The organism is Staphylococcus simulans, assembly GCF_002994445.1.
GTDB lineage: Bacteria > Bacillota > Bacilli > Staphylococcales > Staphylococcaceae > Staphylococcus > Staphylococcus simulans_B.
In genome coordinates, this window is sequence record NZ_MRZJ01000001.1 from 459337 (window position 1) to 475911 (window position 16575).

Genomic DNA, 16575 nt, shown 5'->3' on the forward strand with positions numbered 1-16575 from the left:
TAATATTTATGTAGTCAGATACATATGAATGGAATACAATGCATGATACATTCATCTCCACTCAGTTTAAATAAAAAAAATACCAAGAGGTTCAAATTCAAAAAGAATCCGCAACCACTTGTTATTCATTCACTCTATCTTATATTTTATCATCTTAACAATTGTCTGACTATAATTTTTTGAAAACACTTAGCAATTATAAAAAAAGCTGCGGCAGAAAAAGTGTTCAAAACACTTCTGCAGCACAGCTTTGATAACTTATATTTTATGCTTCATCGATTTCGAATTGTGCGATAGTCATCGCTTGTACTTCACCGAATTCATCTATATCCACAACGAATGAACCATTCGTATATTGTTCTGTCAGATGAATCGCATTAACTTTGTCTGTATAAGTTTGTGTCTTAGAATACAATGTAAACTCTGACATTTGATTTGTGACAACATCAGCACCTACGATGCGATGCGGTTTGCTTTTCAGTTCTTTTAATAACTTGATACCGCGTTGTGCACGTTTGGCTTCAGTTAACACTTGATAGTTGATGCGTTTGACTGCACCGCGTTGTGTCGCCATGATAATCGTATCTTTCGGTTGAATTAATTGTGTCATCACAACATAATCATCATCTTTAAGATTGATTGATTTCACACCTGCAGCACGCAAACCAGTACTTGATAACTCATCTGTAGAATAAGTTAATGACATACCTGTATGTGTAATAATCGTCACATTCTGCGGTTGTTCGATACGCATGACACTGATTACTTCATCATTGTCTTTAAGCTTCATTGCTATGAGCGGTTTATTGAAACGCGTTGTCTTGAACAAGCCTAACTCGCTCTTTTTGATCATACCGTTTCGTGTCGCAATAATATAATCTGCTTCTTGCTTGAAGTCCGGTTCTGTAAACACATCAATGACATGTTCATCATTTTCAAGTGGCACAAGCTGCGAAATGTGCTGACCTAAGTCTTTCCATTTGATATCTGACAGCTTATGCACCGGCAAGTAGAGATAGCGGCCTTGGTTCGTAAAGACAAGCGCAATATGCTGAGTATTGGTTTCAATATAGCGCAGCATCGAATCGCCGTCTTTGAGTCCGACTTCCTCTACTTTGTTCGCATTAAAGCTTCGAATAGATGTACGTTTGATATAACCATCTTTAGATAAACTCAAGATAGTTTCCTCACTCGGTACAATCACTTCTTTAGAAATTTTGATTTCTGAGATTTCTGCTTCAATGCGAGAAAGACGTTCTGATTTAAAGCGCTGGCGAATTTCTTTCAACTCATCTTTAATCACATTGAGCAATGCATCATGGTTATCCAAAATATTGCGTAATCCTTTGATTTGTTCTTCAAGTTCGCTGTGTTCGCCTTCTAGCGCAACAATATCTGTATTTGTTAAACGATATAATTGCAAGGTTACAATCGCTTCTGCTTGTTCTTCAGTGAAATCAAATTCAGCGACTAAATTATCTTTGGCATCACGTTTATTTTTAGATCCTCGGATAATTGCAATCACTTCATCAAGGACAGATAAAGCTTTCATCAAGCCTTCAACAATGTGCATGCGTTTTTCAGCATGGAACAAGTCATAGCGTGTACGTTTTGTTACAACTTCTATTTGATGGTTCAGATAACTGTCGATGATTGCTCTGATACCCATCAGCTTAGGTCTGCCTTCGCTTATAGCAACCATATTGAAGTTATATGAAATCTGTAAGTCTGTATTTTTATATAAGAAGTTTAAAATCGCTTCGCTGTTGACATCTTTTTTCAATTCAATCGCAATACGCAAACCTGTACGGTCTGTTTCATCACGTACTTCAACAATACCGTCGACTTTTTTATCTGCACGCAATTCATCAATTTTCTTAACTAATGAACTTTTATTCACTTCATAAGGAATTTCAGTAACCACAAGTTCTTGACGGCCGTTTCTCAGTGTTTCAGTATCCACTGTTGAACGCACTACGATTCTGCCTTTGCCGGATTCGTAAGCTTTTCTAATACCGTCAATACCTTGGATAATACCGCCTGTCGGAAAATCAGGACCTTTGATGTATTTCATCAATTGGCGCACTGTAATATCCGGATTATCAATGAACTTCAATGTGGCTTGAATCACTTCTCCTAAGTTATGCGGCGGAATATCTGTCGCATAACCTGCAGAGATACCTGTTGAACCGTTCACTAATAAATTAGGGAAACGTGCAGGCAATACCATTGGTTCTGTTGTTGTATCATCGTAGTTCGGTACAAATGATACGGTTTCTTTATTGATATCGCGCAGCAATTCTTCAGATAACTGGCTTAATTTTGCTTCTGTATAACGCATTGCTGCCGGCGGATCATTATCGATACTACCGTTGTTGCCGTGCATTTCGATTAAGACATGACGCAATTTCCAATCTTGGCTCAGACGTACCATCGCATCATATACAGATGTATCGCCGTGAGGGTGGAATTGTCCGATTACATCACCGACAGTTTTAGCACTTTTACGGAAATTTTTGTCGTATGTGTTGCCGCTTGAATACATTGCATAAAGAATACGGCGTTGTACAGGTTTTAAGCCATCTCTGACGTCAGGCAATGCACGTTCTTGAATGATGTATTTACTATAGCGGCCGAAGCGGTCGCCTATGACATCTTCTAACGAAAGGTCTTGGATGATTTCGCTCAATTTGCTTCCTCCTCATCATATTCTTCTTGATCTAAGATTTGGATTTCATCGTTTTCCAAGATACTTTGATCTTCTTGCATACCGAATTCAACGTGGCGTTCAATCCATTCACGACGCGGTGCAACTTTATCACCCATCAATGTCGTCACACGTTTAGAAGAACGCACTTCATCTTCGACTTGAACACGAATTAAAGTTCTTGTCTCAGGATTCATAGTTGTCTCCCATAACTGGTCAGGGTTCATTTCACCTAAACCTTTATAACGCTGCAGACTGAAACCTTTGCCTAATTGCTTTTGAAGTTTTTCAAGTTCTTCATCTGTCCACGCGTATTCAACTTTTTTCGATTTGCCTTTACCTTTTTCAAGTTTATATAAAGGCGGCAAGGCAATAAAGACACGTCCTGCTTGTACAAGCGGCTTCATGTATTTGAAGAAGAATGTCAGTAATAGGACTTGGATATGCGCACCATCTGTATCCGCATCGGTCATAATAATCACACGATTGTAGTTGCTGTCTTCAAGTTTGAATTCAGTTCCTACACCCGCACCGATTGTATGGATAATCGTATTGATTTCTTCGTTTTTGAAGATATCATCCAAACGTGCTTTTTCTGTATTGATAACTTTCCCGCGTAAAGGCAAGATAGCTTGATATTTGCGGTCACGGCCGAGTTTAGCAGAACCGCCTGCTGAGTCGCCCTCTACAAGATAGAGTTCTTTCTTCTCAGTATTCTTGCTTTGTGCAGGTGTCAATTTACCAGAAAGCAATGTATCTTTGCGTTTATTCTTCTTGCCTGAACGTGCATCTTCACGTGCTTTGCGCGCTGCTTCTCTAGCTTGTTGCGCTTTAACTGCTTTTTTAACTAATGATTTCGATAGTTGACCTTTTTCTTCTAAATAGTAAGGTAATTTCTCAGCTATAACAGAATCTACAGCACTTCTTGCTTCTGCAGTACCTAACTTAGATTTCGTTTGCCCTTCGAATTGCAGAAGCTCTTCAGGGATACGTACTGAAATAATCGCTGTTAAACCTTCTCTGATATCATTACCATCCAAATTTTTATCTTTCGCTTTCAATTCACCAATTCGACGTGCGTAATCATTAAACACACGCGTCATTGCTGTTTTGAATCCGACTTCATGTGTTCCGCCGTCTTTGGTACGTACGTTATTCACAAAGCTCAAGATACTTTCAGAATATTGGTCATTGTATTGGAAAGCTACATCCACTTCAATACCGTTAGCTTCACCAGAAAATGTTGTAACGTCATGCAGCACTTCTTTGCCTTCATTGACGTAACTTACAAATTCTTTAATACCTTCTTCATAATGATAGACTTCTTCTCGTTCTTTTCCAGAGCGCAAGTCTGTTAAAGTGATTTTCAAATCTTTTAAAAGGAAGGCTGATTCTTGCAATCGCTCGCTTAAAGTATCGAAATTGAACGCAGTCGTAGACTTGAAGATTTCAGGATCAGGTTTAAAAGTAACTTTTGTACCTTTCTTACGTGTCTTCCCTTTCTTTTCAAGTCCTGTTGCCGGTAACCCGCCATTCGCAAAGCGCTGCTCATAAATATAGCCGTCCCTGTAGATTTCAACAACAAGCCATTCGCTTAATGCGTTCACTACAGAGGCACCAACACCATGCAGACCGCCTGATGTTTTATAGCCGCCTTGTCCGAATTTACCTCCGGCATGAAGAATAGTAAAGATTACTTCAACTGTAGGTTTTCCGGATTTATGGATACCTGTCGGCATACCGCGTCCATTATCTTCTATTGTGATACTATCATCTTTATTAATGGTAACTTTAATTTCATTACCGTAACCGTTCAATACCTCATCGACTGAGTTATCTACGATTTCATATACTAAGTGGTGCAAACCACGTTTATCGGTTGACCCAATATACATTCCCGGTCTTTTACGAACTGCTTCTAATCCTTCAAGTACTTGAATAGAATCGTCCGAATAATTTTGTCGTTTATTTGTTGCCAATCGATTCTTCGCCTCCTACAAACGTACGTTCGTTTATAAAACATTACAATAAACATTCTTACTTAAAATCAGCCAAATTGCAAGCCAGAAATTGATTTGAATATGATAACATTTTACAACGTTACTAAAAAATATTTCCATCAATAAAAGTTTTTGTTACTATGAAAAGCGGACATTATCGCTTCAACACTGAAATTTATATTTGTATTGCAAAAATAACCGTACAATACACTTCAATCATATGGAGTGTGGTAAAATAACGTTATCATCAACAAAGGAAGTGTCAGGTCAATGATGATTGTACTAATGTTGCTGCTCGCATACCTAGTCGGTTCATTCCCGAGCGGTGTTATTATAGGAAAATTATTTTTCAAAAAAGATATCAGACAGTATGGCAGCGGAAATACCGGTGCGACAAACAGCTTTCGTGTGTTAGGTAAGCCGGCCGGTTTTGCAGTTACCTTCTTAGATATATTTAAAGGCTTTATTGTTGTATTCTTTCCGCTTTGGTTCCCGATACACACAACAGGTGCTGTAACTGAATTCTTTATGCATGGTCTTGTTGTCGGTGTATTTGCCATTGTCGGACATGTATTCCCTGTATTTCTTAAATTTCAAGGCGGTAAAGCCGTTGCAACCAGTGCAGGTGTCGTCTTAGGTGTCGCACCTATCTTATTATTAGTCTTAGCAGCTATTTTCTTTATTACTTTAAAATTGACGAAATACGTATCATTATCTAGTATCATCGCTGCAATCTGCTGTGTAATCGGATCATTAATTATCCAAGATTATATTTTATTAGGCGGCAGCATTATCGTTGCAGTCTTATTGATTGTCAGACATCGTACTAATATCGTCAGAATTTTTAAAGGTGAAGAGCCTAAAATCAAATGGATGTAACAGGTTGAACCGGGACATTTTTGTTCCGGTTTTTATTTTTTGCCATTTGTGACTGCTTTATTAATTACATCTTCATATTTTTTGATTGTTGAAGCATTATTACTGTTAATATACATCTCATACCGGTTATACTCTAATGTATAATTAGTTATTGCACTAAAAATATTGCAATCTAATATTTTGTTGATAATGAGAGGAGTTTTACCATGGAATTTAACCTGACAGATAAAGCAATCGCGTGGTTCAAAGATGAATTCGATTTACCTCAAGAAGGCAAAGCTATCCATTTTATCGTACGCTATGGCGGCGCACCGCAAATCAAGCAAGGTTTCAGCCCTGCATTTAATATTGATTCGCTTTCTAACCAACCTGAAGAAATTGCTTATGAAAACAATTTCGACGGTGTCCATATCATTATTACTGAAAATGACTTATGGTATTATCAAGATATCGCATTAACAATAGATGTAGATGCGCAAGATGAAATTGTTATCAAACAAAATATTGAACAAGAATAGCATAGATAAACTGGGGCATGTAGAGCATGTCCCAGTTTTTTAATCTGTTCATTTAATTATTGAAGGCCGTCGACAACTTCAAACTGTTCGCCGGCTTTATTACGTTTTTCTACTTCTTGATACACTTCATGCCAATCAGGGAAATGACGATCTAATCGAATCGGCGTATGCGTATCTTCTGTCATACAGATTAATTCTGTAGTACCTGTTGTCGTAATTTCGCCTTTTTCATTATATATTTCATACTTATATAATGAGCGCAAGCGCGAATAACGTTCCACCCAAGTTTTAATCTTTACTTTCTCTGGATAAGTTACCGGTTTGATAAACTTCATATCCAAATGTGTTACAGGAGAAATGATACCTCTGTCTTCCATATCCGCATAACTAAAACCTAACTTGCTGATATAGTCTGTACGTGCAACCTCAAACCACGTCGCATAGTTTCCATGGTAAATGAATCCCATTTTGTCTGTTTCTTGGTATCTTGCTTCTATTTCAGTGATACTGTATATCATTTTAACGCCACACTTTCTTTACTCATTCCATGTAATATCATAGCACAAAATAAAGAGACTAAGACAGTTTCAAACCATCTCAGCCTCTTATTATCTATTGAGATAAGGGTAGATTGCCCTTATGCAGTTGCTAATTTGTTACGTAATACAAGTTGTAAGATACCGCCATGACGGTAGTAGTCTAACTCAACTTGTGAATCGAAACGTGCGATAACATCGAATTCGATTGTTTCACCGTTTGATTTTTTAGCTGTAACTTTAACTTTGTCATGTGGTTTTACTGATTCGTCGATGTCTACTGAAATTTCTTCAGTACCATCTAATCCAAGGCTGTCAGCTGAATCGCCGTCTTGGAATTGAAGCGGTAATACACCCATCATAACTAAGTTAGAACGGTGGATACGTTCATAGCTTTGAGCAATAACAGTTTTAACACCTAATAAGTTTGTACCTTTTGCAGCCCAGTCACGAGATGAACCCATACCGTAGTCGTTACCTGCTAATACAACTAAACCTGTGCCGTCTTCTTTGTACTTCATAGCTGCATCGTAAATTGACATTACTTCGCCTGTTGGCCAGTAAGTTGTGAAGCCGCCTTCAGTACCTGGCGCTAATTGGTTTTTAATACGGATGTTTGCGAATGTACCTCTTACCATTACTTCGTGGTTACCACGACGAGAACCGTAAGAGTTGAATTCTCTGATTGGTACTCCGTTTTCTTGCAAGTATTGACCTGCTGGTGTATCTTTACCGATTGCACCTGCTGGTGAAATGTGGTCAGTTGTTACTGAGTCGCCGAATTTACCCATTACGCGTAAATCTTTAAGCGGTTCAATCTTACCTGGTTCTTTAGATAAGCCTTGGAAGAATGTTGGGTTTTGGATATAAGTTGATTTAGGATCAAAGTCATATAATGGTTGATCCGTAGTTTCAATTTCATTCCACATTTCGTTATTAGTGTAAACATCTGAATATTCTTCACGGAATAATTTAGGTGTTACAGTGCTTTCAACAGTATCTGCAACTTCTTTGATTGATGGCCAGATGTCGTTTAAGTAAACGTCATTGCCATCTTTATCTTTACCTAATGGGTCATTTTGCAAGTCGATATCTACAGTACCTGCTAAAGCATATGCCACAACTAATGGCGGAGATGCTAAGTAGTTACCTTTAACTAATGGGTGGATACGACCTTCGAAGTTACGGTTACCAGATAATACTGAAGTTACAAGCAAGTCTTCACCTGAAATTGCTTTTTCGATTTCTGGTAATAACGGTCCTGAGTTACCGATACATGTCGTACAACCATAACCTACTAAGTTGAAACCTAATGCATCTAAGTACTCTTGCAAGCCTGAATCAGCTAAGTAACCAGTTACAACTTTTGAACCTGGCGCTAATGATGTTTTCACGAATTCAGGAACTTTTAATCCTTTTTCTACAGCTTTTTTCGCAACTAAACCAGCACCTAACATAACATATGGGTTAGATGTGTTTGTACAAGATGTAATCGCCGCAATTGCGATGTCACCTGTAGTCATTTTAGCAGTTCTGCCATCTTCAAATTCGATAGTAGCTTCTTTATCGAATTCAGATTCTTCGAATCCGAAACCTTGGTTGCCAGCCGGAGCTGTTACTGCTTTTTCAAATTCTTCTTTCATATCGCCTAATTTAATTAAGTCTTGAGGACGTTTTGGACCTGATAAAGAAGGTTCTACAGTAGATAAGTCTAATTCAACAACATCTGTGTAAGAAGGATCTTCTTTTTCAACGTCGAAGAACATGTGGTTTTGTTTTAAGTATTCTTCAACAAGTTTGATTTGTTCTTCAGAACGGCCTGTTAAGCGTAAATATTTTAATGATTCTTCATCAACCGGGAAGAAACCGCATGTTGCACCATATTCAGGTGCCATGTTTGCGATTGTAGCACGGTCAGCTAATGGCAAGTGTTGTACACCTGGACCATAGAATTCTACGAATTTGCCTACAACACCTTTTTTACGTAATTCTTCAGTTACGCGTAAAGCTAAGTCAGTAGCTGTTGCACCTTGAGGTAATTGGTTCTCTAAGCACACACCGATAACATCTGGAATTGGGAAGTATGAAGGTTGTCCAAGCATACCTGCTTCAGCTTCGATACCGCCGACACCCCAACCTAATACACCTAAACCGTTAATCATAGTTGTATGTGAGTCAGTACCTACTAATGTATCTGGGAATGCTACTGTTTCGCCGTCTACGTCTCTAGCATGTACAACGTTTGCTAAATACTCTAAGTTAACTTGGTGAACGATACCAGTTGCTGGCGGAACTGCATTATAGTTGTCGAATGCTTTTGTTGCCCAGTTTAAGAATTGGTAACGTTCGAAGTTGCGGTGGAATTCTAATTTCATGTTTTGACGCAATGCATCTGGATTTGCGTAACTGTCAACTTGTACTGAGTGGTCAATAACTAAGTCTACAGGTACTTCTGGGTTGATTTTGTTGATATCTCCCCCCACATCATCCATTGCTTTACGTAATGATGCTAAGTCTACAACTGCTGGAACACCAGTGAAGTCTTGCAAAATAACACGTGATGGTTTGAAAGGTACTTCACCATCGCCGCCATTACCGAATTTTGCTAATTGTTCAATGTGATCATCAGTGATTACGAAGCCATCTTCTTGTCTTAATACTGATTCTAGCAATACTCGAATTGAGTATGGCAATTTGTTGATTTTAGTTAAACCTTGTTCTTCTAATGTCTGCAAATCGTAATAAGTATACGTTTTGTCGTTTAAAGTAAACGATTTTTTTGCTTGCTCTTTAATGTTAGAAGACATGTAAATCCCCCCTGATTCAATATTATGCCTTTAATTAGATTGTATATGGGAATGATAGCGAATACAACTGATATTCATTAAAAATCAGAAGTTCACCGTTTTTGTTTTTTAATCAGTATGTATAAGAATTACTTATCACATAAGGTTCGTGTAATAAGTATCTTTTATTGATTGAGAATTATTTTCATTTAATTCGTTGTTTTCTGTTATGTATAAAAAAACGCTGTCCTTCATGATGAAAGACAGCGTTTCGTAATTTAATTATGAGTCTGAGTTTTGTATTTCTCTGCGTGATTTGCGTTTTTCTAAAATATCTTCTTCATAATCTTGTTGAGAATATTTAACATATTCTTCTAATCTGTGTTTATTCGGCGTTAATGTTAAGCCTAAGAATTTACGTTCTCGGTTCGCATCTTTGTAAAAGGCTATCATCATCATGATGACGATAACGGAGAATGGCAATGCACTGATAATCGCCGCACTTTGAAGCGAGTTCAATCCAGTATCCCCGCCTGAGAATAACAAGACGAATGCGATTAATGATTGTGCAACACCCCATGAAACCTTGATATATGAAGATGGTTCAAGTGAACCGAATGATGTCTGCATACCTAATACGAATGTTGCTGAGTCGGCTGATGTGATAAAGAATGAAGCGATTAATAATAACGCAACAATCGATAATACAAAGCCTAACGGCAAGTGGTTGAACACTGCGAAAAGTTGTGTCTCAGCTGACATATCGAAAATTTCTTTATGTTTTTTACCAGTTTCAATACCTAGTACACCGAACACACTGAACCAGATGAAACTTACAATAGCTGGCACTAGAAGTACACCAGAGATGAATTCACGAATTGAACGTCCTTTAGAAACACGTGCGATGAACACACCTACGAATGGACTCCAGCTTAACCACCAGCCCCAATAGTATAATGTCCAGCCTGACATCCACTCACGTTTTTGAGGATTTAAAGCTGCAGTATCAAAACTGTTAGATAAGAATGTATTTAACAAGCTGCCTGTTGAGCTTGTAAACATATCTAAAATTAATACTGTAGGACCGATAATTAACGCAACTACCATTAGGATTGTACCTAAACCAATGTTCAAGTTACTTAAATATTGGATACCTCTGCTCAGACCAGACCACGCTGATGCGATGAACAGAATTGTTACAATCACAATGATAATACCTTGTATCCAAACATTGTTTGGAATACCGAATAAGTAATGTAAACCACCATTGATTTGAAGTGCACCCATACCTAATGATACAGCTACACCGACAACAGTAGCGAATACTGCTAATACGTCAATGATTGTACCGATAGGTCCGTCTACTCTATCGCCTAAAATAGGACGTAAAGTCTTAGATAATAAACCTGGTTCTCCCTTTCTGAATTGAGCGTATGCTAGTGCTAATGCTACAACACCATATACTGCCCAGGCATGGAAGCCCCAGTGGAAGAAAGTAGATCGTAATGCTTCTGTATAAGCTTCTGCTGTTTTAGGATCCGCTTCTGGCGGTGCTGCAAAGTGTCCCATTGGTTCTGCGGCACCATAGAATACAAGTCCGATACCCATACCAGCACTAAATAGCATCGCAAACCAAGAAATCGTATTGAATTCTGGTTTGTCGTTCGGTTTCCCTAACTTCAGTTTTCCGATTGGGCTGAAGATAAGGAAAATACAGAAGAATACAATGATTGTAGTTAAAATTAAGTAATACCAACCCAATTTATCAGTAATCCACAGTTTGATTGTATTTGTTACAGCGTCAAACTGGCTAGGAAAGATTGCACCGGCAAGTACTACGATCAGAACTAATATCGAACCGTATATAAATACCGGGGATAATTTCTTACCATTCTTACTGTGTTGAGAAGAATTCATAATCAATTACTCCCTTTCTATATATTTTATTGTCAAATAATACAATGGATATTTTATAACAAAATATCATTTTCGTGAAAAACCAAATACTAGCATAACAAAACTATGAAGCATAATCAAATGTACAAAAAATGATTATACAATCTCATTAAAATATTTTATACCAAAAATAAGTTGTTAAAAATTCACAACTGTTGTTTGGTAAGACAATACATTACTTTAATATACCCAAAAACCTAATTTTAAAAGGAAAATATTAGATTTATTAGTATCAATCGTCGTATTTTTAAATACTTGTGAAGATTTTGCGAAAAAATAGTTTGATATGCCAACTACTTACGGTATACTAAACCTAGCAAATTTAGGAGGAAACTAAATGTTTAAAGAATTTAAAGAGTTTGCATTCAAGGGGAATGTATTAGACTTAGCTGTTGCTGTAGTAATGGGTGCTGCATTCAATAAAATTGTAACGTCATTAGTTACTTACATTATCATGCCTTTAATCGGTTTGATTTTCGGTACAGTTGACTTTGCGAAAAACTGGTCAGCATTTGGAATTAAATACGGTTTATTCATTCAATCTATCATCGACTTCATTATCGTAGCCTTTGCATTATTCTTATTTGTAAAAGTCGCAAATACTATGATTAAGAAAGAAGAAGTTGAAGAAGAGCCAGAAGAAAACACTATTTTACTGACAGAAATCAGAGACTTGCTTCAAAAACAAAACGGTTCATCTGAAAAATAAAAAACTATAGTAACGTGTCAGTCGTTCAACATTGAAGCATGAAAAAGCAATGCTGCATGATTTTTTGCAGCATTGCTTTTTTTATTGAAACTTAAATTCAGTTGTACTTTGATAATTATTAGATTGAACTTCTAAAATAATCGGAATACGTTGTTTAAGCTCGCTGACATGAGAGATAATTCCGACCATACGTCCTGATATTTTAATATTCAGCAATGTATCGAGTGCTGTTTCTAACGTTTCTTGATCAAGTGTACCGAAACCTTCATCGATAAAGATAGATTCTAACGTAATACCGCCCGATTCCTGCTGTACTACTTCACTTAACCCTAATGCCAATGCTAAAGCAGCTTGGAAAGATTCTCCGCCGGACAATGTTCCGATTGGGCGAGACTTATTCGAATGCATATCAAAGACTTCGATGTCTAAGCCGCTGTATCCTTTCCCGACAGCTTCGCTTCTGATAAGTTTATAGCGATTATTGGTCATTTGATAAAAGCGCAGGTTCGCGTTTTGAATAATTAAATTCAAATAATGAATCAATACATAGTTCTCTAACGTTAATTTTTGATCGTTTTTACCAGATAGTATTTCAGACAGACGGAAGATTTCTTCTTGTTCTTCTAATTCTTGTTGAAGCGTTGTGATTTCTTGTTTTAATTCTTTAAATTGTTTTACATTCGTTTCCATTTTAAATTCATGGTTGTTAACCAGACGAACAAATTCATTTAATTGTGCTTTCGCTTCGTTGACTTTTTCTTCTAATGCTTCTAAATCCGGTTTCTCTTGCTGATTCACTCTTTTTTGCAACGTTTCGATTTGACTTGAAAGTTGAATTTGTTTTTTACGGAATGCATCAACTTCAGCTTCAATTTCATCTTTTCGATCCATTTGTTCCAATACTTCTTTGACAGCTTCAGGCGACGCTATTCCTAGCGTTTTCATTTCTGCTTTCGATTGAGATTGCAGCTCTGTCATTTGTATATCATTCTCTTTGATTTGTTCTTGAACATTTGTCTGAGAATGCTGAAGCAATTCTGCTTGTTGACGCAACTGACGCAAGTTTTGCGTATGTGTTTCAAGTGCAGTTTCATACGCTTTGACTTTTTGTTCTTTCTCTTCGTAATCTAATTTGAATGCATGCGTTGCTTTATATTGTGTTTGTGTTTCGAATGTTTGAATCAACTCTTCTAATCGATTAAGCTCTGAACGTTTGTCTTTCAGTGCTAATTTCAGTGATTGCACTTCTTCGTTGATTTTAGTTTGTTTTTGATTTAATGCTTCAATCGCTTTATTGCGTTTTTCTTGCTCTGCTTTTTTAGTTTCAGCTGCTTGATATTTTTGCTCTAACTCAGGAATCGATTTGATTTCTTTTGCACTGTCTTGTTGTTCAAACTTTTCGATTTCCTGCTGCTCAATAGCAGCTTTCGTTTTTAATTCCGCTGCTTCAGACTTGATTTCATCTCTTTGCTGTTGAAGCTGATTTAATTGCTCGCGTTTTTCACGTAATTGGTCATAATCTACATGGTCTGATAATGATTCGATTTCATTTCCGCAAATCGGACATTTATCTCCTGGTTCTAACATAGATTGCAGCTGTTTAATCATTGCTTCTTGATTGTCTAATTCTAAATGATGTGTATTGAATTGATTAATCTCCGCTTCTAAATCTTCAAGTTTTTGATGATTGGATGTTAATGCTTTTTCCAATTGCTGTTTCTTTTGCTTTCTGGCTTCATAATGCTCAACTTCTGTTTGATACTGTTTAGTCTCTTTGATTTCATTTTGCAGTTCAAACAGTACTTTAGTTAATTGATTGACTTGATCGTAATCCGGCTTTTCATCTTTGCTTTCTTTACGAATCGACTCAAGTTCTGCTTCTTTTGTTTCAAGATTTTTTTGATGATCTTCAACCTTTTCTTTCACTGCTTCGATGTCTTGATATGCTGCTGTGAATTGCTTTAAATTGCGATAGAAATATTGTGTTTTACTGATAAACGCTTTTTCTTTTTCATACGATGCTTCTTGTTTTTGTAAGTTATCCAATTTTTCTTGTTCGCTTTGAAGTGCATTATTACTCTCTTTGATTTTGGCTTTTAAATCTTCAGCATTTTGATTGAGCTTATTATGCTTTTGCTGCGCAGTATCTAATGATTTCAAAATTTGATGCAGCGGTCTTACCTCTCTAAGTTGTTTCACTAATTGTTCTAATTGTGTAATACGCAGTGCATCTTCATTGAGTTGATGATATTCTGTTTGAACCTTTTTTAATGCTTCGATATCTTGATCGAGTTCTTGTGCTTTTCGATAAGTATTTTCAACTTTATTGAACTGCTGTTCTTTATCTTCTTTTTGTTTTTTTAATGTTTCTAACAAGGATTGTGCTTTTTCTTTAAATTGAGGCATCAAAGTTAAAAGCTTATCTGTCTGCATACTTGGTGTTGTTTTCAACTCTTGCAGTACTGTATCATCGAAAGCTTCTACATCATTCCAAAGCTGGTCAATCGTTTGATATTGCAACTCGATTTGATGTTTTTCTTCTTTGATTTCTTCATACAATTGTTTTTGCAACTGTTCAAAACGAACAGTATTAAAGAGCGTACGTAAAATGGTTTGCTTCTCTGAACTTTTTGAGAAGAGGAATTTTTTAAATTCGCCTTGCGGTAAAATGAAAAGCTGTCTGAATTGGCTCGCATTTACCCCTAATAATTCTTTAAGGTATGTCTTGCCCTGTTTCACACGGCTTTCAATTAGTTCAAAGTCATCGCTGACCCATTCATAAATACGTGCATCACCGCCGGTTTCTGTTTTGTTCCCTTCTTTGATAAATGAAGGTTGGCGTATTACTTTAAAAACTCTGTCTTTCAGTTGGAAAGTAAACTCTACTACCATCGGTGCATCTCCATCCGCAAAATGGCTTCTGAAGTCTTTGCTTTTTCTGGTTTCAAGTGAACCTTCATCGAATAACGCAAACACAATAGCATCGAAAATCATTGATTTGCCTGATCCTGTTTTACCGCTGATTAAAAACAGCTCATTGCCCTCAAGCTCGGTAAAATCAATCGTTTCGTCTAAGAAAGGTCCGAAGTTTTTCAAATGAAGTTTTAATGGTCTCATGCTTCGCCGCCTCCTATCATACGATCTAACAATGCATTGATTTTATTCACTTGTACTTCGCTTAATTTATTTTGAGTCATATTAGAATAAAAGTCTTCAATGATTTCTTGATCTGTCATTTTCTTGATTTCTTTTTGTTCGTACGTACTTATAAATGTTTGCGATTCATTGGTTAATGACAAAACATTAGGGTAAATTTGTTTTAAATTCAGCATCGGATCATTGATATGCGATAAGTTGGTTAAGCTGAAGTGAATATAGTTGTTATTATTTTTTACTTCTAGTCTTTCTTGAATCGCATCTTCATACGTGCCTTGAATCACTTCTAATTGACGTAATGGTTGAAGCGGCACAAAAGTACTTTTAATATTTCCGCTGTCGTCTATATTGACAACACGGTAGCCTTTAGATTGATTCGTTTCAGAAAAGGAGTATTGCAATAATGACCCGCTGTAAAAGACAAAGTCAGATTGAATACTGAAAGGATGATGCAAATGCCCTAACATGACAGAGTCAAATTGCTTCATAAAGTTTTGCGGAACTTGTTCGACAGTACCAATTGATAAATAACGTTCGGAATCAGAAGTAATGCCGCCTGCTACTGTGAGATGCCCGACTAAAATATTCGTTTGTTCTTTATTCAGCTGCTCAGACATATGACTTAAGCAGCATTCAATGCCTTGTTCATAAGTTTGAATGTCTTCATCTTTAAAGAAATGCTGCAGCTCTCCTATCGTCGCATAAGGCAAAGTATAAAAATTAACCCCGTTGATTGTTATCGGCTTATACATATCTTCAAGACTGGTACGGATATATAGATTGCTGTGTTCAAACCAATTTGAACCGTAGTTCAAACGTGTTCTGCCATCATGATTTCCGCTGATAATCACTAAAGGCAAGTGCATTTTCAGGTTTAACTCTGCTATAGTTGCTTCTAATAATTTCACTGTTTCCTTATTAGGCGTGGAATTATCGTACAAATCACCCGCAATCACAATGGCATCTGGTTCTTCATTTTTCATTGCTTCAACAAACTGATTCAGAATATAACGTTGATCTTCTAAAAAGGATTGTCCGTTTAATATTTTACCTAAATGCCAATCGGCAGTATGTATTATTTTCATTGAATCACCTCTTGCATAAAGTATAATATGAAACGCCTTTCTCATTATAGAGAAAAGGCGCACAATGTTTATTTTTTATAAAGTTTTTGAAAAAGAGAGAATGTATATATCATTCCTGCAATAATTGCTCCAATAATACCTAAGACATGTTTTAACTTCATTAAAATCACCTTTCCTTCTTTTTGTTTTACCCCAAAAAAAGTAAACGACGCCTTTCAATTTTATTGAAAAACATCGTTTAAC

General features: G+C 36.7%; 10 protein-coding genes. 3 read left to right on the forward strand and 7 right to left on the reverse strand.

Features of this window, described 5'->3' with window-relative positions; translation table 11 throughout:
- Positions 1–265: 265 nt before the first annotated feature.
- Together parC and parE are read right to left on the reverse strand one after the other, a co-directional pair.
- Positions 266–2689 carry a DNA topoisomerase IV subunit A gene (gene parC, locus C7N65_RS02385; protein ID WP_105992866.1) on the reverse strand — a complete coding sequence of 808 codons (2424 nt, stop codon included), beginning with the start codon at positions 2687–2689 and terminating at the stop codon, positions 266–268.
- Positions 2686–4686 (reverse strand): DNA topoisomerase IV subunit B, encoded by a 2001-nt coding sequence (gene parE / locus C7N65_RS02390; RefSeq protein ID WP_105992867.1) that lies wholly within the window; start codon positions 4684–4686, stop codon positions 2686–2688. Before parE ends, parC begins: the two co-directional genes overlap by 4 nt.
- A 291-nt stretch (positions 4687–4977) precedes the next feature.
- Here parE and plsY point away from each other — a divergent pair, with 291 nt between their 5' ends.
- Together plsY and C7N65_RS02400 are read left to right on the forward strand one after the other, a co-directional pair.
- Positions 4978–5586, forward strand: coding sequence for a glycerol-3-phosphate 1-O-acyltransferase PlsY (plsY, locus tag C7N65_RS02395; RefSeq protein ID WP_105992868.1), 609 nt, complete (start codon positions 4978–4980; stop codon positions 5584–5586).
- A gap of 206 nt (positions 5587–5792) precedes the next feature.
- Positions 5793–6104: a HesB/YadR/YfhF family protein gene (locus tag C7N65_RS02400; RefSeq protein WP_105992869.1), complete on the forward strand. Its 312-nt coding sequence runs from the start codon at positions 5793–5795 to the stop codon at positions 6102–6104.
- Positions 6105–6160: 56 nt separating this feature from the next.
- On the opposite strand, the gene menI is transcribed toward C7N65_RS02400, so the two are convergent.
- The 3 genes from menI to C7N65_RS02415 form a co-directional block, all read right to left on the reverse strand.
- Positions 6161–6622: a 1,4-dihydroxy-2-naphthoyl-CoA hydrolase MenI gene (menI, locus tag C7N65_RS02405; protein WP_105992870.1), complete on the reverse strand. Its 462-nt coding sequence runs from the start codon at positions 6620–6622 to the stop codon at positions 6161–6163.
- Between the two features lie 119 nt (positions 6623–6741).
- The gene (gene acnA / locus C7N65_RS02410) at positions 6742–9447 is read right to left on the reverse strand and encodes an aconitate hydratase AcnA (protein WP_105992871.1); all 2706 of its coding nucleotides are present in this window, start codon (positions 9445–9447) and stop codon (positions 6742–6744) included.
- A 261-nt stretch (positions 9448–9708) separates the two neighbouring features.
- Positions 9709–11343, reverse strand: coding sequence for a BCCT family transporter (locus C7N65_RS02415; RefSeq protein ID WP_105992872.1), 1635 nt, complete (start codon positions 11341–11343; stop codon positions 9709–9711).
- A gap of 376 nt (positions 11344–11719) precedes the next feature.
- Here C7N65_RS02415 and mscL point away from each other — a divergent pair, with 376 nt between their 5' ends.
- On the forward strand, positions 11720–12091 hold the full coding sequence (gene mscL / locus C7N65_RS02420) for a large conductance mechanosensitive channel protein MscL (RefSeq protein WP_105992873.1): 372 nt from the start codon (positions 11720–11722) through the stop codon (positions 12089–12091).
- Positions 12092–12172: 81 nt separating this feature from the next.
- On the opposite strand, the gene sbcC is transcribed toward mscL, so the two are convergent.
- Positions 12173–15208, reverse strand: a complete 3036-nt coding sequence (gene sbcC, locus C7N65_RS02425; RefSeq protein WP_105992874.1) for an exonuclease subunit SbcC — start codon at positions 15206–15208, stop codon at positions 12173–12175.
- Positions 15205–16332: an exonuclease subunit SbcD gene (gene sbcD / locus C7N65_RS02430; protein WP_105992875.1), complete on the reverse strand. Its 1128-nt coding sequence runs from the start codon at positions 16330–16332 to the stop codon at positions 15205–15207. The genes sbcC and sbcD overlap by 4 nt, the downstream gene beginning before the upstream one ends.
- Positions 16333–16575: the final 243 nt, after the last annotated feature.